This is a genomic window from Flavobacterium sp. (assembly GCF_031411595.1).
In the GTDB taxonomy this organism is placed as follows: domain Bacteria; phylum Bacteroidota; class Bacteroidia; order Flavobacteriales; family Flavobacteriaceae; genus Flavobacterium.
This window is the reverse complement of the sequence record NZ_JANOBI010000055.1, coordinates 14,602-35,503: the sequence shown is the minus strand read 5'-3', so window position 1 is coordinate 35,503 and position 20,902 is coordinate 14,602. Positions and strand designations below refer to the sequence as shown.

At 38.0% G+C, this 20,902-nt stretch carries 18 protein-coding genes; 14 read left to right on the top strand and 4 right to left on the bottom strand.

Annotated elements, in window-relative coordinates:
• The 3 genes from RMO03_RS13045 to RMO03_RS13035 form a co-directional block, all read left to right on the top strand.
• Window positions 1–2,101 (top strand): efflux RND transporter permease subunit (locus tag RMO03_RS13045; protein ID WP_309642546.1); only part of this gene is annotated, 2,101 nt, incomplete at its 5' end.
• A 1-nt stretch (window position 2,102) separates the two neighbouring features.
• Complete coding sequence (locus tag RMO03_RS13040) at window positions 2,103–3,401, top strand: TolC family protein (RefSeq protein WP_309642545.1); 1,299 nt, start codon at window positions 2,103–2,105, stop codon at window positions 3,399–3,401.
• A 150-nt stretch (window positions 3,402–3,551) separates the two neighbouring features.
• The gene (locus RMO03_RS13035) at window positions 3,552–4,418 is read left to right on the top strand and encodes a bestrophin family ion channel (protein WP_309642544.1); all 867 of its coding nucleotides are present in this window, start codon (window positions 3,552–3,554) and stop codon (window positions 4,416–4,418) included.
• Between the two features lie 81 nt (window positions 4,419–4,499).
• Here RMO03_RS13035 and RMO03_RS13030 read toward each other — a convergent pair whose 3' ends face one another.
• Both RMO03_RS13030 and RMO03_RS13025 read right to left on the bottom strand, forming a co-directional pair.
• A complete protein-coding gene (locus tag RMO03_RS13030) occupies window positions 4,500–6,611 on the bottom strand; it encodes a T9SS type A sorting domain-containing protein (RefSeq protein WP_309642543.1) in 2,112 nt (703 codons plus the stop codon).
• Between the two features lie 85 nt (window positions 6,612–6,696).
• Entirely contained in the window at window positions 6,697–7,005 is a 309-nt protein-coding gene (locus RMO03_RS13025) for a hypothetical protein (RefSeq protein ID WP_309642542.1), read from the bottom strand.
• A gap of 192 nt (window positions 7,006–7,197) precedes the next feature.
• Between RMO03_RS13025 and RMO03_RS13020 the strand changes: the two genes are divergently transcribed.
• Complete coding sequence (locus RMO03_RS13020; protein ID WP_309642541.1) at window positions 7,198–8,121, top strand: AraC family transcriptional regulator N-terminal domain-containing protein; 924 nt, start codon at window positions 7,198–7,200, stop codon at window positions 8,119–8,121.
• On the opposite strand, the gene RMO03_RS13015 is transcribed toward RMO03_RS13020, so the two are convergent.
• Both RMO03_RS13015 and RMO03_RS13010 read right to left on the bottom strand, forming a co-directional pair.
• On the bottom strand, window positions 8,118–8,492 hold the full coding sequence (locus RMO03_RS13015) for a DUF779 domain-containing protein (RefSeq protein ID WP_309642540.1): 375 nt from the start codon (window positions 8,490–8,492) through the stop codon (window positions 8,118–8,120). The two genes, RMO03_RS13020 and RMO03_RS13015, sit on opposite strands and share 4 nt — an antisense overlap.
• 99 nt (window positions 8,493–8,591) lie before the next feature.
• Window positions 8,592–10,097 (bottom strand): aldehyde dehydrogenase family protein, encoded by a 1,506-nt coding sequence (locus tag RMO03_RS13010; protein ID WP_309642539.1) that lies wholly within the window; start codon window positions 10,095–10,097, stop codon window positions 8,592–8,594.
• Between the two features lie 365 nt (window positions 10,098–10,462).
• On the opposite strand from RMO03_RS13010, the gene pheT reads away from it, so the two are divergent.
• The 10 genes from pheT (at window position 10,463) to RMO03_RS12960 (ending at window position 20,896) form a co-directional block, all read left to right on the top strand.
• Window positions 10,463–12,883, top strand: a complete 2,421-nt coding sequence (gene pheT, locus RMO03_RS13005; protein WP_309642538.1) for a phenylalanine--tRNA ligase subunit beta — start codon at window positions 10,463–10,465, stop codon at window positions 12,881–12,883.
• A 46-nt stretch (window positions 12,884–12,929) separates the two neighbouring features.
• Window positions 12,930–13,319: a hypothetical protein gene (locus tag RMO03_RS13000; protein ID WP_309642537.1), complete on the top strand. Its 390-nt coding sequence runs from the start codon at window positions 12,930–12,932 to the stop codon at window positions 13,317–13,319.
• Window positions 13,320–13,491: 172 nt separating this feature from the next.
• Complete coding sequence (locus RMO03_RS12995; protein ID WP_309642536.1) at window positions 13,492–14,040, top strand: IS1096 element passenger TnpR family protein; 549 nt, start codon at window positions 13,492–13,494, stop codon at window positions 14,038–14,040.
• Between the two features lie 77 nt (window positions 14,041–14,117).
• A complete protein-coding gene (locus RMO03_RS12990) occupies window positions 14,118–14,477 on the top strand; it encodes a four helix bundle protein (RefSeq protein WP_309642535.1) in 360 nt (119 codons plus the stop codon).
• Between the two features lie 47 nt (window positions 14,478–14,524).
• On the top strand, window positions 14,525–15,583 hold the full coding sequence (locus tag RMO03_RS12985; RefSeq protein ID WP_309642534.1) for a nucleoid-associated protein: 1,059 nt from the start codon (window positions 14,525–14,527) through the stop codon (window positions 15,581–15,583).
• Between the two features lie 10 nt (window positions 15,584–15,593).
• Window positions 15,594–16,400: a hypothetical protein gene (locus RMO03_RS12980; RefSeq protein ID WP_309642533.1), complete on the top strand. Its 807-nt coding sequence runs from the start codon at window positions 15,594–15,596 to the stop codon at window positions 16,398–16,400.
• A gap of 153 nt (window positions 16,401–16,553) precedes the next feature.
• Entirely contained in the window at window positions 16,554–16,796 is a 243-nt protein-coding gene (locus tag RMO03_RS12975; RefSeq protein WP_309642532.1) for a hypothetical protein, read from the top strand.
• 69 nt (window positions 16,797–16,865) lie between these two features.
• Window positions 16,866–17,762: an ABC transporter ATP-binding protein gene (locus RMO03_RS12970; protein ID WP_309642531.1), complete on the top strand. Its 897-nt coding sequence runs from the start codon at window positions 16,866–16,868 to the stop codon at window positions 17,760–17,762.
• A 7-nt stretch (window positions 17,763–17,769) separates the two neighbouring features.
• Entirely contained in the window at window positions 17,770–18,582 is an 813-nt protein-coding gene (locus RMO03_RS12965) for an ABC transporter permease (protein ID WP_309642530.1), read from the top strand.
• Window positions 18,583–18,598: 16 nt separating this feature from the next.
• Window positions 18,599–20,896 carry a choice-of-anchor L domain-containing protein gene (locus tag RMO03_RS12960; RefSeq protein WP_309642529.1) on the top strand — a complete coding sequence of 766 codons (2,298 nt, stop codon included), beginning with the start codon at window positions 18,599–18,601 and terminating at the stop codon, window positions 20,894–20,896.
• The last annotated feature ends 6 nt before the right edge of the window (window positions 20,897–20,902 follow it).

The window sequence follows — 20,902 nt, the reverse complement described above, 5'->3', positions numbered from 1 at the left end:
TGAAGTTGCCGAAACTTTACTTATATCATTGATACTGGTAATCCTGATTATCTTCCTGTTTTTCAGGGACTGGTCTATTGCTTTCCGACCGCTTATTGATATTCCGGTTTCGCTGATTGCTACTTTCTTCATTATGTATTTATGTGGATTTTCAGTAAACGTCTTAACGCTTTTAGCCATCGTTCTGGCAACAGGATTAGTGGTTGATGACGGAATCGTAGTTACCGAAAACATCTTCAAAAAAGTTGAGCAGGGAATGTCACCTATCGAAGCAGCCATCAAAGGTTCGAACGAGATTTTCTTTGCTGTAATTTCTATATCGATAACGCTTGCCGCGGTATTTTTACCCATCATTTTCCTCGAAGGATTTGTCGGAAGGCTTTTTAGGGAATTTGGCGTCGTCATTGGTTCTGCCGTACTGATTTCTGCCTTTGTTTCGTTAACGCTTACGCCAATGCTTAATGCCTATTTGATGAAAGGCGGTGAACAAAAGAAGTCGAAATTTTACAACTTCACCGAGCCATTTTTTGTCAAAATGAATGCTACTTATACAAGCAATTTGCAGCGTTTCATGAAAAGAAAATGGGTGAGTTTTCCGATTCTAATCGCTTGTTTCGGGTTGATTTATTTGTTTTTCAATATCATTCAAAAAGAAACTGCCCCATACGACGACCGAAGCGGTATGATGATGTCGATTACAACAGCCGAAGGTTCTTCTTATGAATATACGAACCGTTTTATGCAGGAAATTTCACGATTGATTGATGATTCGATTCCCGAAAAAAGAGTTGCGCTTGTGATTACAGCACCGGGTTTTAATGCTTCGGCAACCAACAGCGGAAGGGTTAGAATTGCTTTAGTTCAACCCGAAGATCGGAATCGTTCGCAAAAAGAAATTGCGGAGAAACTCACTAAACTAACGAAGAAATATCCCGAAGCCAAAACTTCCGTAACCGAGCAGCCAACAATCGCTGTAAATAAAAGAGGTGGCTTACCGATTCAGTATATTATTCAAGCACCAAACTTTGAGAAACTGCAGGAAAAGATTCCACAGTTTATGGATGAAGCAGCGAAAGATCCGACTTTTGCAATAACCGATGTTAATTTGAAATTCAACAAACCCGAAATCAACGTTACGATTGATCGCGAGAAAGCCGAAAGTCTGGGTATTTCCGTGCTTGATATTGCGCAAACCTTGCAACTTTCGTTTAGTGGGCAACGCTTTGGTTATTTCATTATGAATGGAAAACAATACCAAGTCATCGGGCAATTTGATCAAAAAGACCGTTCGAAACCGCTCGATTTGACTTCCATTTTCGTGCGCAATGCCAAAGGTGATTTGATCCAAATGGATAATGTTGTGAGCATTTCAGAGAAAAGCAATCCACCGCAATTGTATCACAACAACCGTAATATGTCAGCTACTGTTTCTGCAGGATTAGCTCCTGGTAAAAGTATCAGCGACGGTATTGACGCCATGAATCGTATTAAAGCCAAAGTGCTCGACGATACTTTTACAACAGATTTGGGTGGCGAATCGCGTGATTTTGTCGAGAGCAGTTCGAATACTTCGTTTGCTTTTGGGTTGGCGTTGCTGCTGATTTTCTTGATTCTTTCGGCGCAATTTGAAAGTTTCATCGATCCGTTTATCATTATTTTGACAGTGCCAATGGCAGTAGCCGGAGCATTATTCTCGTTATGGCTATTCGATCAGACGTGGAATATTTTCAGTCAAATTGGAACGGTTATGCTGATTGGTCTCGTGACGAAAAACGGAATTCTAATTGTAGAATTTGCGAATCAATTGCGCGAACAAGGCAAACCGAAATTAGAAGCGATTTTAGAAGCATCGGAAGCGCGACTTCGACCGATATTGATGACAAGCTTAGCCATTTCGCTTGGCGCTTTACCGATTGCTTTATCACTTGGAGCAGCTTCTACAAGCCGAATAGGAATGGGCGTTGTGATTGTTGGCGGAACGATTTTCTCATTGATTTTAACCTTATTCGTAATTCCGGCGATGTATTTAATGTGGTCGAAAGCCAGAAAACACCATCCCGAATTTGATCATTTGGAAGACTATGAAAAAGAAACAAAATAATATGAAATCGATCCGCTTTTTGTTGTTGTTGTTTTGTGTTTTCAATATGAATGCACAGCAAACATTGACATTGGAAGATGCCATCAAAATCGCTTTGGAAAACAATTACGATATTAAAATAGCCGGCAACAACGTTAAAATAACGGAAGCGAACACTTCGATTGGCAATGCTGGTATGTTGCCTAAAGTCACTGCTACTGTTGTAGATAATAATGGCATACAAAATCTGAAACAAACGCGTGCAGACGGAACCGTAAATTCGCTTGACAACGCCAAAAATAACAGCTTAAATTATGGCGTTGGTTTAGATTGGACGATTTTCGATGGCTTTAAAATGTTTGCCAAACACGATCAACTCAAGGCTTTGCAACAATTAGGAGCAACCCAATTGAAACAAACCATACTCAATAAAGTCAGCGATGTTACCGCGATTTATTATGATTTGGTACAGCAACAGCAGCAATTGAATGCTTTGGATACGACAATTGTGATTTCAAATCAGCGATTGACCTTAGCGCAAAACCGATATACGATTGGGAAAGCTTCGAAGTTAGAAACTTTGAATGCACAAGTCGATTTGAATACTGATACAACGACTTTACTACGTCAAAAGGAATTGTTTGCGAATACTAAAATTGCCCTCAACCAACAACTTGCCAGAGACACAAAATTGGATTTTAAAGTCATACCCGAAATCAAAATTGACAATCAATTGCAGTTGCCCAATTTAACCGAATTGGCTTTCAAACAAAATCCGGAATTGGAAGCTTTGGTCATTAATAAAAGGGTTTCTGAATTGCAATTGAAACAAGTGAAAGGCACAAGATATCCAACGGTGAAAGTGAATACAGGTTATAACTTTGCCGAAACGAAATCGGATTTGGGGTTTACCACACAAACTTCATCACGTGGTTTGAATTATGGTTTTAGTGCTTCGTTGAATTTGTTTGACGGATTCAATCAGCATCGAACTGAGAAAGTGGCGAAACTTGAAATAGAGAATTCAAAAATTGCCATTGAACAGCAGAACAAAACTTTGGAAAGTCAGTTGAATTCGGCATTTCAAACGTATTTAACCAATCTCGAATTGATGCAACTCGAAGCCAAAAACGAAGCTATTGCGAAGCAGAATCTTGATATTACTTTAGATAAATTCAGGATAGGAACGATTACTACTTTAGAATTTCGAACTGCACAACTCAACTTTATCAATGCGAAAGTGCGCAACACCAATACGCAGTATCAGGCGAAATTATCGGAAATTGCTTTGAAGGAATTGGCTGGAAATCTTAGTTTTTAAACTGAATCTAGAAATTGACACTTAAAAATTTCTCGCAAAGACGCAAAGGCGCCAAGAAAAATATTGAATACAAATTTGCGGCTCTGCGTCTTTGCGAGAAATAAAAATGATTGTATTTTTGGTTCAAAATTATCAATAACTATTTGGCTAATGATTTCCTACAACACCAAAGACTGGTTTACATTTATTTTTCGATTTCACAAAGCGGATACGTTTCGAACACTGTTTCCGATTATGGTTGCGATTGGCGTTTATGCCGGATTCGTGGGTTATATGGAAGTGGAATATTGGCAATTATCCGAGAAAAGTTACATCAAAAACATCACGATCATGCATGGCATGTTGGGATTTGTGATTTCGTTGTTGCTCGTTTTTAGGACCAATACGGCGTATGATCGTTGGTGGGAAGGCAGAAAAATGTGGGGCGCCTTGGTGAATAACAGTCGGAATTTCGCTTTGAAACTTGCTGTGATTTTAAAAGATGACCAAGACCAGCATTATTTCAAACGAATGATTCCGACATACGCTGCGGTATTGCACCAACATTTGAACAATGATGAAACGAGTTTGCAATTGTTTGACGATGTTGATTTGGAAATTGACCATCATTTGCACAGGCCGAATCAAGTGGCTAAAAAGATGTTTCAAAAGATTAATGATTTGTATGAAAGCAAAAAAATATCGGGTGATCAGTTGATTATTCTGAATGCCGAAGTGCAATCGTTTACCGATATTTGCGGTGCTTGCGAGCGGATTAAAAACACGCCTATTCCCTACTCTTACAGCGCATTTATTAAGAAGTTTATTTTCTTTTATGTGATGACTTTGCCTTTTGGGTATTCGTTTAGTTTGGGATATTATACGGCGCCGGTGGTGGTTTTTATTTTTTATGTTTTGGCAAGTTTAGAACTCATTGCCGAAGAAATTGAAGATCCGTTTGGTGGCGACGCGAATGATTTACCGACTAAGAAAATCGCTGATAATATCAAGAAACATGTTGCGGAATTGATGCCCTAGCCCGGATCGTAACGGTATCCTTTTGTGCCGTTGTTCAGCGCAAAAGATATAGTGAAGAGCCGGAAATAGCTCCTAAAAAAATTACTCTTTACTAATCTTTATGGTTTTAGTTTGAAGATTTGCTGTTACTTTAACCAAGTAGATGCCACTTGCCAAATTTGACATATCGACTAAACCTTGGTTCGCGTTTAATGATTTAGTAATGACCTCTTGCCCTAGCAAATTAGAAACGGCTACAGTCGTAATGGCTTGATTATAATTTAAATTTAAAACATTTTTTACCGGGTTTGGATAATACAAGAAATTAGCATTATCGAAAGTATTCGTGGCTAATGAAGGATCATAGACTGAAATTCTGAATTGGTTGTTGGTGTTGTCTGGTGGCGTCGTATCGGATTTTCCTACACTTAGGTATATTCTTGCATTGGGTGTTTGATTGGTTAGATTTAAAACGGACATCAAATCATTAACGCCGGGTAAACCTCCATTATCATCACAGCCAATTTGCGTTAATACGCCACAAGTTCCTGTGTAAGCCGTTAACACCGAATCAGTCATCGAGTTTTGGTCTGCTACTTGCGTTTCAATGGTTAAATTTCCTGAGGGTGGAACGGTAAAAGAATACCAAACATCAAATCCGAATGCTGTCAGACAAGTAGGCGTTATAGTTGTTGTGGTTGTTGCTCCTAGAATTGAACCTGTTATAGGATTGATTCCAAATGCACTTCCGGGCGTTAAACCAATGGATCCGACACATTCGTTATTAGTAATAGCTTGATTGAAGGTGTCATTAAATTTTGCCACAAAAAAATTAGGATCTAGGCAACACGACTGATAATTCCAGTTTCCCCATAGTGTAGAGCCCCAAGTGGTTCCTGTGAGATAAAATGTGTTTTCATTTGCCAATGCTAGACCTAATCCAACATCGTCGGAGCCGCCACCCAATCTTTTGGCATAAACGATATTGCCATCGGTATCATATCGAGCAATAAAGCAATGCTTGCTTTGCGTGAATAGTGTTACTGAAATTGAATCAAAATTTGCCGTTAATACATTACCACCTAAAAAGCCAGTAATTACTGTATTTCCTGATGTATCCGAGATAATATCCCACGCTTCATCGTTTCGGAGGCTTCCGCCATGACGCAGCCATTGTGGTACGCCTTCGGGATTAAATTTTACGGTTATTATTTCGGAATCGGAGGCGGTATAGCCATTAAAAGTATGTGGACCGAAGCTTACAGTTGTACCGCTGGCGTGACCTGCGATGTAGCTGTTTTCATTGGCATCAATCGCTAGACCATTAATCCAACTTCCATAAGTGCCACCGCCATTACTAAGCCATTGACAAGTAAGATTCGCATCCAATTTTAATTCAAAAACACTAAAAACAAAGGAATTCGCTGTAAAACTATTGAGTGCAATTGCACCAAAGAATGCGCCGCCAACATAAATATTTCCGGTTCCTGGAGCTACTTCTACTTCTCTTGCTTCTTGGTGTTCGGCAGTTGTATTATTAAGTTGAATTAAATTGGCAAGCGTACCATCCGGTAGATATCGTATTAGAATTCCACCGTCATAAGTTAGGGTTTGTGAATCGAAAGTGTTGGTCCCATCAGCAGTGCCAACTACTACAATTCGACCTTGATCATCAATATCTAGGTCATTATATCCGGTTCCGAGTCCAACAGTTCCACCTCCGTGTCGCATCCATTGAATGTTTCCGTTTAAATCATATTTAGCTAAAAAACCATGACGGCTATTGCCTGCATAAGTAAAAGAAATTCCATCAAAGGTGATTACACTATTGGCGGTTTGTGTTCGAAAAGACCCGCAAACATAAACAGCGTTATCAGCAGTCGAAACTTTTATTGACGATTCTTGAATGTCGACAAACCCTGGTCCACCAAATGTGCGCACCCATTGTACGTTGCCGCTGGCATCATATTTTGCGAGGAAACCATCTTCATGAGCGGGAACAAATAAGCCGGAGATATAACTGTCAATAGCCAAATGCCCGAGTGAATACGAATTATTGTTGGTATCAACCGCCACAGCATCACCCCGTTCGTTAGCGCTAAAAGGCGTAGATCCACCATCGCGCATCCATTCGATGGATTGGGCGCATAAAGTATTAGAAACAAGAGATACTAAAAAGAAGTAAATGCAAACTAAGGAGTATTTTTTATTCATTTTGTTTTTTGTTTTATTGGCTTAATGAATAAACATCTTAGTATCAAAAAACCCGATTGCTTTCTACATCTTTTCTCGCAGAAAATTAACGATCTCCATCTGGCTTTTTATAAGACAAATCAACATTAGTATCAATTCCGAGTGGCGAAGCGTGATTGTGGTTCGAAACAGTTTTGATAAAATCTTCCTTGCTGCTGTCGAAATTGGCTTTGTCGCCAATGTTGAATTCCATTCCCGGAACATCAGCATTATCTTTGCGCAACCGCTTTTCCGCGTTTTCTTCGAAAGTTTGGTTTCCACCTGCGGGCATTACGTTGGGAGCATTGCCATCACCGGGCACTTTATAACCTTCTACATTCGAGTTGTTTTCGGGTGTTTTTTGTGTGTTTTCCATGACGTTTTGGTTTTGGTTGGTGTACAAAGCTATTGGGTTTTCGGTGATTTTATTTACAAAATTATTTCAAAATCTTGCAATATTCTAAACTACAGGTAAGCGTTGATAAACGTAAAATTTAATCTGAAATATTTTTATCAATTTGTCCATCCAAAGCTTCTTTTGTTTATATTTAGTCTTTACTATTTAATTATGAATCACCAACGCGCACTGATTAATCCGCCGCATTTATCGAACGAAAAGTCCTTAAAAACATTGGTCGAAAACAGAACTGTATATTCGCTAAATCATTGTGAATTGAATCTGTTCGAAACTTATGAATCTTCGGTGCTGGTTCCGTTGAAATTTAATGATTTGGTCGTGACAAGCATGCTGCGTGGCAAGAAAGTGATGCATCTTTTTGACGACCCCGAATTTGAATATTTGCCCGGGGAAACGGTCGTGATTCCATCGAATGTCGAGATGAAAATTGATTTTCCCGAAGCCACCAAAAACAATCCGACACAATGTTTGGCTTTGGCAATCGATCAAACGAAAATTACTGACACGCTGCATTTTCTGAACGAACGTTATCCGAAAGAAGGCAACGACCATTTTTGGCATTTGAATTACCAGAATTATTTTTTCTACAATAATGTGGAGTTGGCTGCAACCATCAACAAACTAATTAAAGAATGTACGAGCACTTCGATAACCAAAGATGCTTTGGCGGATTTGACATTGCAGGAATTGTTGATTCGCATTATTCAAACACAAACGACTAAAGCAATTGATGATGGGTTGTTTCTTGATCCCAAAAATCCGATTTCACCCGTTGTTGAATTTATTCGAGTGAATCTGAAAGAGAATATCAGCATGAAAAATCTGAGTGAAAAAGCGTGTATGAGTACCACTTCATTTTATAGATTTTTTAAACGAGAATTGGGAATGAGTCCGTTGGAATTTGTCTTGAAAGAAAAAATAAAATGTGCCAAACAACTGTTGAAAAATCCGACGATACAAATTAATGAAGTGTGTTATTTATCGGGATTTGAAGATTGCAATTACTTCATCCGCTTGTTTAAAAAGCATGAAGGCATTACGCCTAAACAGTATCAGTTATTGTATGTGAACTAGTCTTCTAGAAAATGCAACGGCGACAAATCTTCCAATTCTTCAGTCGTAAACATTCTGGATTGGGTTAGAAACCTTAAACCCAATGGAATTTCCAGCGAAAAACTCGAGCCACGGCCTTCGACTACATGAATGGTTAGATGGGTAAATTTCCAATATTCGAATTGGTCTTTGCTCATCCAGAACTCACAATCTTCGATGCTGCCGAGACAGACATCACTTTGCCCGATTTTGAAATCGCCTTTTTCAAAACACATGGGTTGAGAACCATCACAGCATCCGCCACTTTGGTGAAACATTAAATCGCCATATTTAGCTTTAAGTTTTGCGATTAAATCGATAGCTTCTGGAGTAACTGAAACTCTTGGTGTCATAATTTTTAATAAAAAGTTTGCTTGCAAAGACGCGAAGGCGCAAAGTTTTACAGATTCTTTTCTTTGCGACTCTGCGTCTTTGCGAGCTAAACCTGTTTTCTAAAAGAAGCCTAATTTATTCTTGTCATACGAAATCAACATGTTTTTCACTTGACGGTAATGGTCGAGCATCATTTTGTGATTTTCTCTGCCGAAACCAGATTTTTTATAACCTCCAAATGGAGCGTGGGCTGGATAAGCATGATAGCTATTAACCCATACTCTACCCGCTTGAATGGCTCTTGGCACTTGGTAGATTTCGTGTGCATCACGTGTCCAAACGCCGGCACCTAATCCGTATAAAGTATCGTTGGCGATTTCCAGCGCTTCTTCGACAGTTTTGAAAGTCGTTACACACAATACCGGTCCGAAAATTTCTTCTTGAAACACGCGCATTTTGTTGTTGCCTTTGAAAACGGTGGGTTGAATATAATAACCGCCTGTGAGTTCACCATCTAAATGATTGATTTCACCACCGATTAAAACTTCCGCACCTTCTTCTTTTCCGATTTTTAAGTACGATTGTATTTTTTCAAACTGATCGTTCGAAGCTTGTGCACCCATCATCACTGTTCCATCTAACGGGTGTCCAATTTTGATGGCTTTGATGCGCTCTAAAATTCTTGGCATTAATGTATCGTAAATATCTTCTTGAATTAACAATCGCGACGGGCAAGTGCAAATTTCGCCTTGATTTAACGCGAACATTACCGCACCTTCTATGGCTTTATCGAAAAAGGCATCATCAGCATCGGCTACGGAAGAAAAGAAAATGTTGGGTGATTTTCCGCCCAATTCCATCGTTACGGGAATTAAATTTTCAGAAGCATATTGCATGATTAAACGCCCCGTAGTGGTTTCTCCTGTGAAAGAAACTTTCGCCACACGATTGGATTGTGCTAATGGTTTTCCGGCTTCTAAACCAAAACCGGTTACGATATTTAAAACGCCTGGTGGCAAAATATCTTGAATTAATTCCATGAGCACCATGATCGAAGTTGGTGTTTGTTCTGCAGGTTTAACAACGCAACAATTTCCGGCTGCTAAAGCTGGCGCGATTTTCCAAGTGGCCATTAATAATGGGAAATTCCATGGAATGATTTGTCCGACTACGCCTAATGGTTCGCTTAAACAAATGCTTACTGTATTCTCGTCATGCTCTGAAATACTGCCTTCTTCGGCACGGATGACTCCAGCAAAATAGCGGAAATGATCGATTACTAAAGGTAAATCGGCGGCGCGGGTTTCGCGAATGGCTTTTCCGTTGTCGATGGTTTCTACTACGGCTAGGTATTCTAAGTTTTCTTCGATGACATTGGCAATTTTGTTTAAAAGATTGCTTCGGTGTGCAGCGGAAGTTTTGCCCCAAGTTTTGAAGGCGTCGTGTGCGGCATCTAACGCCAAATCGACATCAGCTTTGGTCGATCGGGCGGCTTTGGTAAACACTTTTCCATCAATCGGGGAAACGTTTTCGAAATACTCGCCACCAACAGGCGGAACAAATTTTCCACCGATAAAATTGTCATACTGTGCCTTAAATTGAGGTCTTTGAACTATATTACTCATCTTTTTATTGTTTTTTGATTTGTTCAAATTTAGTTTCATCGTTCGCATTGGAGTAGCACAATTCGGTTAAGTGATAGCATTAAATTTCCATATTCTTTTTTTAACGTAATTTTTTTATTGGATTCTCATTTATTGGATTTCAAATTATAAAATTCTGAGTGTCTTTACTTTTGATTTGCTGTTGAATACGAATGTCCTAGCCCTGATAGCAGCGGTATCCTTTTACGCCGGCGTTCGGCGTGAAAGATTTAGCGGATAGCAGGTTCCCGGCTCCTAAAAAAATTGATTCAAAAAATTGCCATTTTCTTTCGAACTCCAAACTGCATTGATTATATTTGCGACCTTAAAATTTGTATTAAAAACCCATGAAAATCTCGTACAACTGGTTAAAACAATTTATCAAAATCGATTGGAAATCTGACGAAACAGCTGCTTTGCTGACTGATTTAGGTTTGGAAGTGGAAGTCGTTGAAAAATACCAATCGGTCAAAGGCGGTTTGGAAGGTATTGTTGTGGGTCATGTTTTGACTTGCGTGCAGCATCCGAATGCCGATAGATTGAAAGTAACTACGGTTGATTTGGGTGATGGAACGCCGGTGCAAATTGTTTGCGGTGCGAGTAATGTTGCCGCCGGACAAAAAGTACCTGTGGCTACGATTGGAACTACATTATATGATAAAGAAGGAAATTCCTTTGTGATCAAAAAAGGAAAGATTCGCGACGAGGAAAGTCACGGAATGATTTGCGCTGAAGATGAATTGGGACTAGGAACCAGCCATGAAGGTATTATGGTTTTGGAGGCAAGTTTGAAACCCGGAACTTCAGTAGCTAAAGTTTTCAAAATTGAAAATGACGAAATATTTGAAATTGGTTTGACACCAAATCGTGCCGATGCGATGAGTCATTTGGGAACGGCTCGTGACTTGCGTGCAGGATTGATTCAAAGCGGTGTGAGTGTGGAATTGATTACACCTTCTGTGAGTAATTTTAGAATTGACAAACGCACCTTGAAGATTGATGTTAAGGTTGATAATAACAAATTGGCGCCGCGCTATTGTGGTGTGACGATTTCGGGAATTAAAGTAAAACCTTCACCGGAATGGTTGCAAAACCGTTTGAAATCGATTGGGTTGAATCCGAAAAATAATATTGTGGATGTTACGAATTATGTACTTCACGAATTGGGACAACCGTTGCATGCGTTTGATGCGGCGAAAATCAATGGGAAAATTGTGGTAAAAACGTTGGCTGCGGGCACTAAATTTACTACGCTAGACGATGTTGAAAGAACATTGCACGAAGAAGATTTGATGATTTGCGATGACAAAGGACCGATGTGTATTGCGGGTGTTTTTGGCGGGAAAAATTCTGGCGTAACGGAACATACGACGAATATCTTTTTGGAAAGCGCTTATTTCAATCCCGTGAGCGTTCGTAAAACGGCTAAAAGACATACTTTGAGCACCGATGCTTCGTTTCGTTTTGAGCGCGGCATTGATCCGACGATTACTGAGTATGCCTTGAAGCGTGCAGCTTTGTTGATTCAAGAAGTGGCCGGTGGCGAAATTACTTCGGATGTGATTGATATCTATCCTAAGAAAATAGAAGATTTTCCAGTGTTTTTGAATTTTGCCAAAACCGCGAAACTGATTGGACAAGAATTGTCGAAAGAAATTATTAAGAAGATTTTGGCTTCGCTGGATATTAAGGTAAATAGCGTGACCGATGCCGGTTTGGGATTGACGATTCCTGCATACCGCGTCGATGTGCAAAGAGAAATTGATGTGATTGAGGAAATTCTTAGAGTTTACGGTTACAACAACATCAACTTTACGAAAAAACTCAATGCAACGGTTTCGAATTCAGCGCGAACAGAAGACTATAAAGTGCAGAATATTGTTGGCAATCAGTTGAATTCGTTGGGTTTTCATGAAATGATGGCCAATTCATTGACTTCACCGGAATATGTGGCATTGACTGAAATGCTTCAAGAAGAACACAATGTAACGATGTTGAACCCGCTGAGTAATGATTTATCGACGATGCGCCAGTCGATGTTGTTTTCGGGTTTGGAAGCGATTTCGTATAATATCAATCGAAGAAATTCGGATTTGAAATTGTTTGAGTTCGGGAAATCATACCATAAATACGAATCGGGTTATGAGGAATTGAAGCACTTGACATTGTTTCTTTCTGGAAATCGAAATGCTGAAAACTGGACAAATTCACTCAAACCAATGGATTTCTTTTTGTTTAAAGGGTATGTAGATTCAATTTTGTCGCGATTGGGCATTGAGAAGATTAAAGTCGAACCTGTAAAATCGGATGTTTTTGCAGAAGGCGTTGCGATGCTGGTTGGCGAGGAAACTTTGGTGGAATTCGGCACAGTGAAAAAATCGATTTTGAAACATTTTGATATTAAACAAGAAGTTTTATATGCGGATTTTAATTGGAATTTGGTGTTGAAATTGGTTTCGAATAAAATAAAATTTGCTGATATTCCGAAATATCCTGAAGTGCGCCGAGACTTAGCCTTATTGGTTGATGAAAACGTGGCTTTCGATGCGGTTTATAAAATTGCACGCCAAACGGAAAAATCTTTGTTGAAGAATATTTTGTTGTTCGATGTTTACACGGGAAACAATTTGCCTGAAGGTAAGAAATCCTATGCGGTAAGTTTTACATTGCAAGACACTTCGAAGACTTTGACCGATGAGCAGATTGATAAAGTGATGAACAAACTTCAAAAGAATTTGACTGCGGAACTTGGTGCCACTTTGAGATAAAAAAATTATATTTGATACAGTAATATTAATCTAAACAAATTATAAAATGAAAATTAAATCTTTAGCCATTGTATTATTCGTATTGGCAATCAATAGTGTAAGTGCACAATCTACTTTCGACAAATGGCCTGCAATCAAGGCGTTTCATGAAGTGATTTCACAAACTTTTCACCCATCGGAAGAAGGCAATTTAGAGCCTATTAAAGCACGTTCTGAAGAATTGATGAACAGTGCCACGGCAGTTTTAAAATCTGACATTCCTGCAGAATATAGAACACCAGCCATATTAGCTTCCGCAGAAAAATTGCAATTGAAAAGCAAAGCGTTACACAAAATGGTGACCGCCAAAGCTTCGGATGCGGATCTAAAAAAATCATTGTCGGAACTTCATGATGTTTTTCATGAAATCGTTGGACTTTGCTCTGAAAAAAAATAAAACAACACCAACGTGGTTATAAAACAGTTAGCCACGAATTCACGAATTTTTGAAAATGAATTCAAATTTTTATTCGTGAATTCGTGGCTAAAATCTTTTCAACAAATCTAAAATCCTCAATCTAAAATCTAAAATTAATTTTACCTTTGGGCTTTCAAAAAAATAAGACATTATGGTTTATAAATTCAGAGTAATTCTCGACACTGAAGAAGATATTTTTAGAGACATTGCCATTCTTGAAGACGATACTTTAGAGGATTTGCACAATGCGATTGTAAATGCTTTTGATTTTGACGGATTAGAATTGGCATCGTTTTATACTTGCGACAACCAATGGAATCAGGATGAGGAAATTCCACTTTTTGATACCGGCGATGTGGCAGGAGAAATGAAAACCATGGCGGATTATCCTTTGTCATCGATTTTAAATAAAGAACAGACTAAAATCATTTATGTGTATGATTTCCTCAATATGTGGACGTTTCTTGTAGAACTAGCCGCTATTGAAGAAATTGAAGTTGGAATCATTTACCCAAACACACTATTCGCACACGGCATCATGCCGATGGATACTGTTGACAAATCGTTTGAAGCCGATATGAACGACGAAATTTACGGCGAATTTGAAGACGATTTAGACGAAGACGACCTCGATATGTTTGATGACAACGAAGGCGGAGAAAGCTTTGAAGATTATGGATTTGAGGAGAATTGGAATTAAACTTTAGGCGCTAAGGTCCTAAGCTGCTAAGGTTCTAAGGTTTTTGAGTATCTTTGAGATATCTAATCCATATAGCCATGAGTAATTTTAGGAATCTTTTAGTTTGGCAGAAAGCCATGTCATTAACTACATTTATTTACAATTCAACAAGCCATTTTCCAAAAGAAGAAATTTTCGGTTTGACTTCTCAAATCAGAAGAGCATCGATTTCAATTCCGAGTAATATTGCCGAAGGATTCGGAAGAAACAGCAATAAAGAATATTTGCGCTTTTTAAATGTTTCAATCAGTTCACTTTTTGAATTACAAACACAACTAGAAATAGCCAAAAACATAACTTATTTAAGTGAAACAGAATTCAATACTTTATACGAAGATAGTCGTGAATTAGAGCGAATGCTTGTTTCATTCACAAACAAAATCAAACAACGAAATTAAAAACCTTAGAACCTCAGTATCTTTAACCTCAGAACCTTTCCATAAAAATGATCAACCTCTACAACACCCACATCGAAAATCTATCCATTCACAGAGTGGGTAATAAAAGCCGTAACGAAGCTATTTTTTTATCGGAACAACCTTATAATTTGAATGACGAAATCGTGCCTTTATTGAAGGAATATTTCTTTAAACCTTTTCGCGAGAAGGAAGAAAACTATTTTCAATTTGCGCATGAAGTAGATTTGGATTACAATGACATGTATAAACTTGCGAGTGAGGTTTTTGACAATCCAAGCAGCATTCATGAGGTTTCTAAAAAAATCACGAAGCATTTGTTTGAGCAGTCGAATCATCCGCACATCAAGAACGGTGAAGTGTATGTAACGTATTTGACGAATTTGAATATCGACAATAATGTAGTGGATGCGATTGGTATTTTCAAAAGTGAAATTCAAGCCGATTTTATGCAGTTTGAGGAAAAAGGCAATACACTTGAAATGATTTTGCAGCAAGGTATCAACCTCAACAAACTCGATAAAGGTTGTTTGATTTTTAATTACAAAAAAGAAGAAGGTTATAAAATATTGACGGTCGACAGCAACCGCTATGATGCGCGATATTGGCTTGAGCATTTCCTTTCTGTGGATGCTTTTGAAGACGAGAATTTCATCACCAAAAAATACTTGAAATTCTGTCAAGGTTTTGCCAAAGATGTTGTTTTTCCAGCTGAAGACAAGAAAGAAGAAGTGATGTTTATGAACCGTTCTGTGAATTATTTCGCGAAGAATGATCAGTTCGAAGAATCGAATTTTTTGAATGAAGTTTTAGACAATCCGGATTTGATTCCTGAATTTAAAAACTACAAAGTTGATAAAGGTGAAAAATACAGCATCGAAGACATCACCTCTTTCCCAATTGCAAATGCTGCGGTTTCTGATGCGAGAAAATCGATTAAAAACGTGATTAATCTTGATACGCATATTCAAATCAAAATGGATTTCATCAATCCTGAAAGTGCCGAAAAATATGTCGAAAAAGGTTGGGATGAAGAAAAACAGATGTATTATTATTTGGTGTATTTTAATAAGGAGCAGAAAAGTTAATTCATAACGTATGAAAATAATTATTCCATTATTATTGGCATTCGTAGTATTCGGTTGTCAAAATGATAGCAAACCAACGACCGTTGATGAATCGCCGATTACAAGTTATTATTTTGCCAATATGCATTACCCTCAAAGCACTATGATTTCGTCAACGGAATCAAACAAAGTTACGCTCGAATATAGTGACGGTAACGTTATAAAGCGACTTGCAGGTGTTAGAGCTATTGACCCAGCTACTGGTTTTAGTTACGCATACAGTTCTGAAATATCGGATGATTTAATCTATTCTGACCATACGATACTTATCGAAGAAGGAAGGATTTTACCTTTTTACCCGGATCCAACCAGCAGAACTAAAATTCTATTGGACAATAACAACCGAATGTCGCAGCGGATTAATATTAAAGACTTACCGATTTATCAAACATCGCTCGACACTGTTAAGTATACATACAATATTGTAGGTTTATTAATCGAATCTAAAAAAGGAAAGCAAACTTCTGAGCATGAAATTGCGCAATACTACTATAATCCAAGTAAAAATCTAGACAGTATTGTTACCAAAAACTATTTGTCTGGTACTGTAGTCTTTTATAAAATTAAAGAAACCTTTGACGCATATGATGCTGCTGTCAATCCCTTAAAAAACCTATTCCTTTTCAAAGAAACTTTTCTTCGATCGTTATCTAAAAATAACTACATGCATTATGAGAAAAACAAATATGATTTTGATAACAATCTAGTTGACCACGAAGAAAGAAATTGGTCGATACCTCACGATGCCAATGGTGAAATTCTTTTTGACGCGAATTAAATTCGTTTAAAATCATACAGTTACGTTATTTTTTAAAACTCAGTTTTTGTAAGTATTCAGATACTCTTTAGTTAAAAAACTGCATTTCATCGGTATAATTTGCTTTTTATCAATTGCTTAGCTACGTTTGATTCACAATTCATGCTCCAAATTATGAAAGAATCTAAAACCAAACCTATACCTGTAGTCGGAAAAATGTGGTGCGTATTTTTTGGTCATCGCTTTTATACCACTCGCAATGTGACCAATCATTTCAAAGAATACAAATGCAGTCATTGTCAACTAGAATTAACCAATGATGAAAAAGGGCATAAAATATTTTTAACGCCTGAGCACAAAGCCATTAATGAAACTTTGGTCAACTTCTACCAAAGAAGGCATCATTTGGTGTCATAATTCATTCCGATAATTGGTAACTTTTCCATAACTTGTTCGTCGAATACGCAATCTCAAAAAACGAACACTTTGGAAACCATTCTGAGCATCGAAAATCTCAACAAACGTTTTGGTCCTATTCACGCCGTCAAAAACGTTTCCCTCGAAATACAAAAAGGCAATGTCTACGGAATTCTGGGTCCGAATGGCTCCGGAAAATCAACAACACTTGGTATTGTTTTAAATGTAGTCAACAAAACTTCCGGCAATTATTCTTGGTTTGGCGGCACCATGCAAACGCATGAAGCTTTAAAAAAAGTAGGCGCCATCATCGAACGCCCTAACTTTTATCCCTATATGACGGCCAAAGAAAACTTAGAATTGGTCTGCAAAATTAAAGGTATTGCTTACACGAAAGTGCATGAAAAATTAGAGTTGGTTGGTTTGTTAGATCGTGAAAACAGCAAGTTCAGTACTTTTTCATTGGGTATGAAACAGCGTTTGGCGATTGCTTCTGCCCTATTGAATGATCCCGAAATTTTAATTCTTGATGAACCCACAAATGGTCTAGATCCGCAAGGCATTCATCAAATTCGTGACATCATCAAAATGATTGCGGCTGAAGGCACCACGATTTTATTGGCATCGCATCTTTTGGATGAAGTTGAAAAAGTATGCACACACGTTTTGGTGTTGCGAAAAGGTGAAGTGTTATATTCGGGCCGCGTTGATGGCATATCGTCGAATGAAGGTTTTTTTGAATTGCAAAGCGATGATCTTACGCAATTGAAATCAGCCTTATCAAAAATTGACGCCATTGAAAAATGCACCGAAGATAACGGAAAAATTTTGGCGTATCTCAAAAAGCCACTCGAAGCCAAAGATTTAAATCGAGCTTTGTTCGAAGAAAAAATCATATTGAATCATCTCGTCAAACGCAAACACAGCCTAGAAGAACAATTCCTCGAACTCACCAGCAAATCTTAAATCGAAAATGAAACGATTACTCACTATAGAATTACAAAAAATTTGGAAAAACAAAGCCAGCCGAGTCTTGACTTTTTCTTATTTTATTTTACTGACGTTTATTGCGCTGATTGCCTCAATCAAATTTGATATTGGCCCCATTCACATTCGAATTGCCGATCAAGGCATTTTTAATTTTCCTTTTATCTGGCACTTCAATACTTACATCGCCACTTGGCTCAAAATGTTTTTTGCCATTGTCATTGTTTCCATGATGGCGAATGAATATAGTTACGGCACATTGAAACAAAACCTAATTGACGGAATGAGTAAAAAGGAGTTTATCATTTCTAAATTTTTAACGGTTTTACTCTTTTCGATTATTTCAACGGTATTTATATTCGTAACAACACTCATTCTGGGTTACTGTTTTTCTTCGTACACAGAAATCGGTATTGTTTTTTCGGAATTAGATTATGTTGTTGCTTATTTTGTTAACCTACTCGGATTCTTTTCTTTTTGTTTGTTCTTAGGAATTTTAGTAAAGCGTTCAGCCTTTGCCTTAGGTTTTTTACTCGTATGGTGGTTTATGGAAGTCATCTTGATTTATATGATTGCCATTCCTACTTTTATGGTGAAATTTCTTCCATTAGAAGCGTTGTCTAATTTGATTAAAGAACCTTTTACCAGATTGACGATTGCTAAAACCATCGGAACACAAATGGGCATTGAAAACACCAAAGATTACAGTGTGCATTGGTTTGGAATTTTAATTGTTTTAGCATGGACTGTTATTTTTATGTTATTATCATACAATTTGCTCAAAAAAAGAGATTTATAGTATCTTTGCCGATGCTATGAATAGAATTACAAACATTCTTATTGCCTGCTTTTTATGTTGCTTTCCAGCGGCATTACAAGCTCAATATATTCAAGTTAACGACACTTATACAGCGCAACAATTGGTTGAAAATGTGCTGATTAATAGTCCATGCGCGAATGTTTCTAATTTCAATGTTAGCGGTGATACTTTCAGTGCTGGCCAACAAAGTTATGGTTATTTTAATGCTGGAAGTAGTACATTCCCTTTCTCACAAGGCGTCGTATTATGTACCGCTCGCGCCAAAAAAACCGAAGGCCCGAACAACAATCTCATCGATGAAGGCGATACGGCATGGTTTGGTGATTCCGAATTAGAACAAGCATTAGGCATTAATAATACTTATAATGCTACGATACTCGAATTCGATTTTACGCCACTCACAAGCGTTATGAGTTTCGATTATATCTTTGCATCAGAAGAATATCATGGCACCGCGACTTGTCAGTATTCCGACGGCTTTGCATTCTTATTGAAAGAAGCCGGCACCACCAATCCGTATAGAAATTTAGCTTTGGTCCCAGGAACAACTACTCCGGTATTAGTTACTACTGTACATCCTGATATTCCGGGAGGTTGCTCTGCTATTAATGAAAATTATTTTGGGAGTTTCAATGGCAGTAATGCGCCAATAAACCTCGACGGACAAACTGCAGTAATGACTGCAAAATCAACAGTGGTTCCGGGCGTGACTTACCATATTAAATTGGTCATTGCAGATCATGAAAACATCCGATACGACTCGGCAATATTTCTTGGGGGTGGAAGTTTTAATGTAGGAACAGATTTAGGTGCAAACCAATTAATCGCTACAAATAACGCTGTTTGTCAAGGAAAAACATACTTACTCGATGCTACTGAAGCTGGAACCAATGCGTATAAATGGTTTAAGAATGGTATTGAAATTTTAGGCGAAACCAACCCAACATACACGGTAATCTCCGCCGGAATTTATTCCGTTGAAGTCACATTGGGAACCACCACTTGTATAGCTACCGGTGAAGTTACTATCGAATACGCGCCAACACCTGCATTAACCAACACAACCATTGTTCAATGTGATGAAGACCTAGATGGTACGACTTTATTTAATTTAACCAAAGTCGATACAATCATTACCAACAACGACAGCAGTTTTGGCCCTGTGACGTATTACGAAAATATAGCGGATGCTCAAAATCAAAATACCGTCAATGCCATTCAAAATCCAACTGCTTATCAAAGCACAGCTACAACAATTTTTGCTACTGCCAGCAATGCCAGCGGTTGCTATGGTGTTGCGAATGTTGTACTTCAAATTTCAAATAATGCTTTCCCCAACGTCATTGATTATGAATCCTGCGATTTAGATACGGTTATCGATGGCCATTATGCGTTTCAATTGAGTAGCGTTATCGATCCATTGGTGCTCAATGGATTGCCTGTCGGACTTGTCGTTAACTATTATCCAACGTATAATGATGCGCTTTTACAAACCAATGTTTTACCGGATTTATACACCAATTCAGTGCAATATATTGATAGAATTTATGCCAAAATTTTAAATGGTAGTGATTGTTACGGAATTCAAACTGTAGATTTGTATGTGAATAGCAATACACCTCCAAATTTCGAAGATGAAATTGTTCATATTTGTGATACCATTCCAACAACGGTAGCCATAGCGACTAATTTTTATTCCTATGTATGGAGTAATGGCGACAACGATTATACTACTACTTTTTCTGCTCCAGGCCAATATACAGTTACTGTTACGAACAGTGATGGTTGTGAGACGACAAAAAAATACATCGTAACCGCCTCTCAAATTCCGGTGATAACGAGTGTTGATGTAGAGGATTTTCAAGGTGATATGAATTCCGTTTTTGTACATGTAACCGGTGTAGGAAACTATGAATATTCCTTAGACAGCATCCATTTTCAAAACAGCCCTTATTTCACCAATGTTCCTGCAGGAGAATATTGGGTTCATGTAAGGGATAGTCTTTGTGGCGAAGATTTCTATAAAATATACGTGCTCAATTATCCGACTTATTTTACACCAAACGACGATGGTTATCACGATACTTGGGAAATTAAAAATCTAAATTTTCACACGAGTGCCAACGTGCAAATCTTCGATCGATACGGTAAGTTTTTGTATGAATTTAATGCCAATCAAAAAGGTTGGGACGGAACGCTCAAAGCAGCACCATTACCTTCCAATGATTATTGGTTTGTCATTGATTTAGAAAACGATAGAACCGTGAGAGGGCATTTTTCGCTCAAACGATAATATTTG

Bases quoted from the DNA above. Each gene is read 5' to 3' on its own strand.
- RMO03_RS13040 (WP_309642545.1), top strand. From the start codon at position 2,103: ATGAAATCGATCCGCTTTTTGTTGTTGTTGTTTTGTGTTTTCAATATG.
- RMO03_RS13035 (WP_309642544.1), top strand. From the start codon at position 3,552: ATGATTTCCTACAACACCAAAGACTGGTTTACATTTATTTTTCGATTT.
- RMO03_RS13030 (WP_309642543.1), bottom strand. From the start codon at position 6,611: ATGAATAAAAAATACTCCTTAGTTTGCATTTACTTCTTTTTAGTATCT.
- RMO03_RS13025 (WP_309642542.1), bottom strand. From the start codon at position 7,005: ATGGAAAACACACAAAAAACACCCGAAAACAACTCGAATGTAGAAGGT.
- RMO03_RS13020 (WP_309642541.1), top strand. From the start codon at position 7,198: ATGAATCACCAACGCGCACTGATTAATCCGCCGCATTTATCGAACGAA.
- RMO03_RS13015 (WP_309642540.1), bottom strand. From the start codon at position 8,492: ATGACACCAAGAGTTTCAGTTACTCCAGAAGCTATCGATTTAATCGCA.
- RMO03_RS13010 (WP_309642539.1), bottom strand. From the start codon at position 10,097: ATGAGTAATATAGTTCAAAGACCTCAATTTAAGGCACAGTATGACAAT.
- pheT (WP_309642538.1), top strand. From the start codon at position 10,463: ATGAAAATCTCGTACAACTGGTTAAAACAATTTATCAAAATCGATTGG.
- RMO03_RS13000 (WP_309642537.1), top strand. From the start codon at position 12,930: ATGAAAATTAAATCTTTAGCCATTGTATTATTCGTATTGGCAATCAAT.
- RMO03_RS12995 (WP_309642536.1), top strand. From the start codon at position 13,492: ATGGTTTATAAATTCAGAGTAATTCTCGACACTGAAGAAGATATTTTT.
- RMO03_RS12990 (WP_309642535.1), top strand. From the start codon at position 14,118: ATGAGTAATTTTAGGAATCTTTTAGTTTGGCAGAAAGCCATGTCATTA.
- RMO03_RS12985 (WP_309642534.1), top strand. From the start codon at position 14,525: ATGATCAACCTCTACAACACCCACATCGAAAATCTATCCATTCACAGA.
- RMO03_RS12980 (WP_309642533.1), top strand. From the start codon at position 15,594: ATGAAAATAATTATTCCATTATTATTGGCATTCGTAGTATTCGGTTGT.
- RMO03_RS12975 (WP_309642532.1), top strand. From the start codon at position 16,554: ATGAAAGAATCTAAAACCAAACCTATACCTGTAGTCGGAAAAATGTGG.
- RMO03_RS12965 (WP_309642530.1), top strand. From the start codon at position 17,770: ATGAAACGATTACTCACTATAGAATTACAAAAAATTTGGAAAAACAAA.
- RMO03_RS12960 (WP_309642529.1), top strand. From the start codon at position 18,599: ATGAATAGAATTACAAACATTCTTATTGCCTGCTTTTTATGTTGCTTT.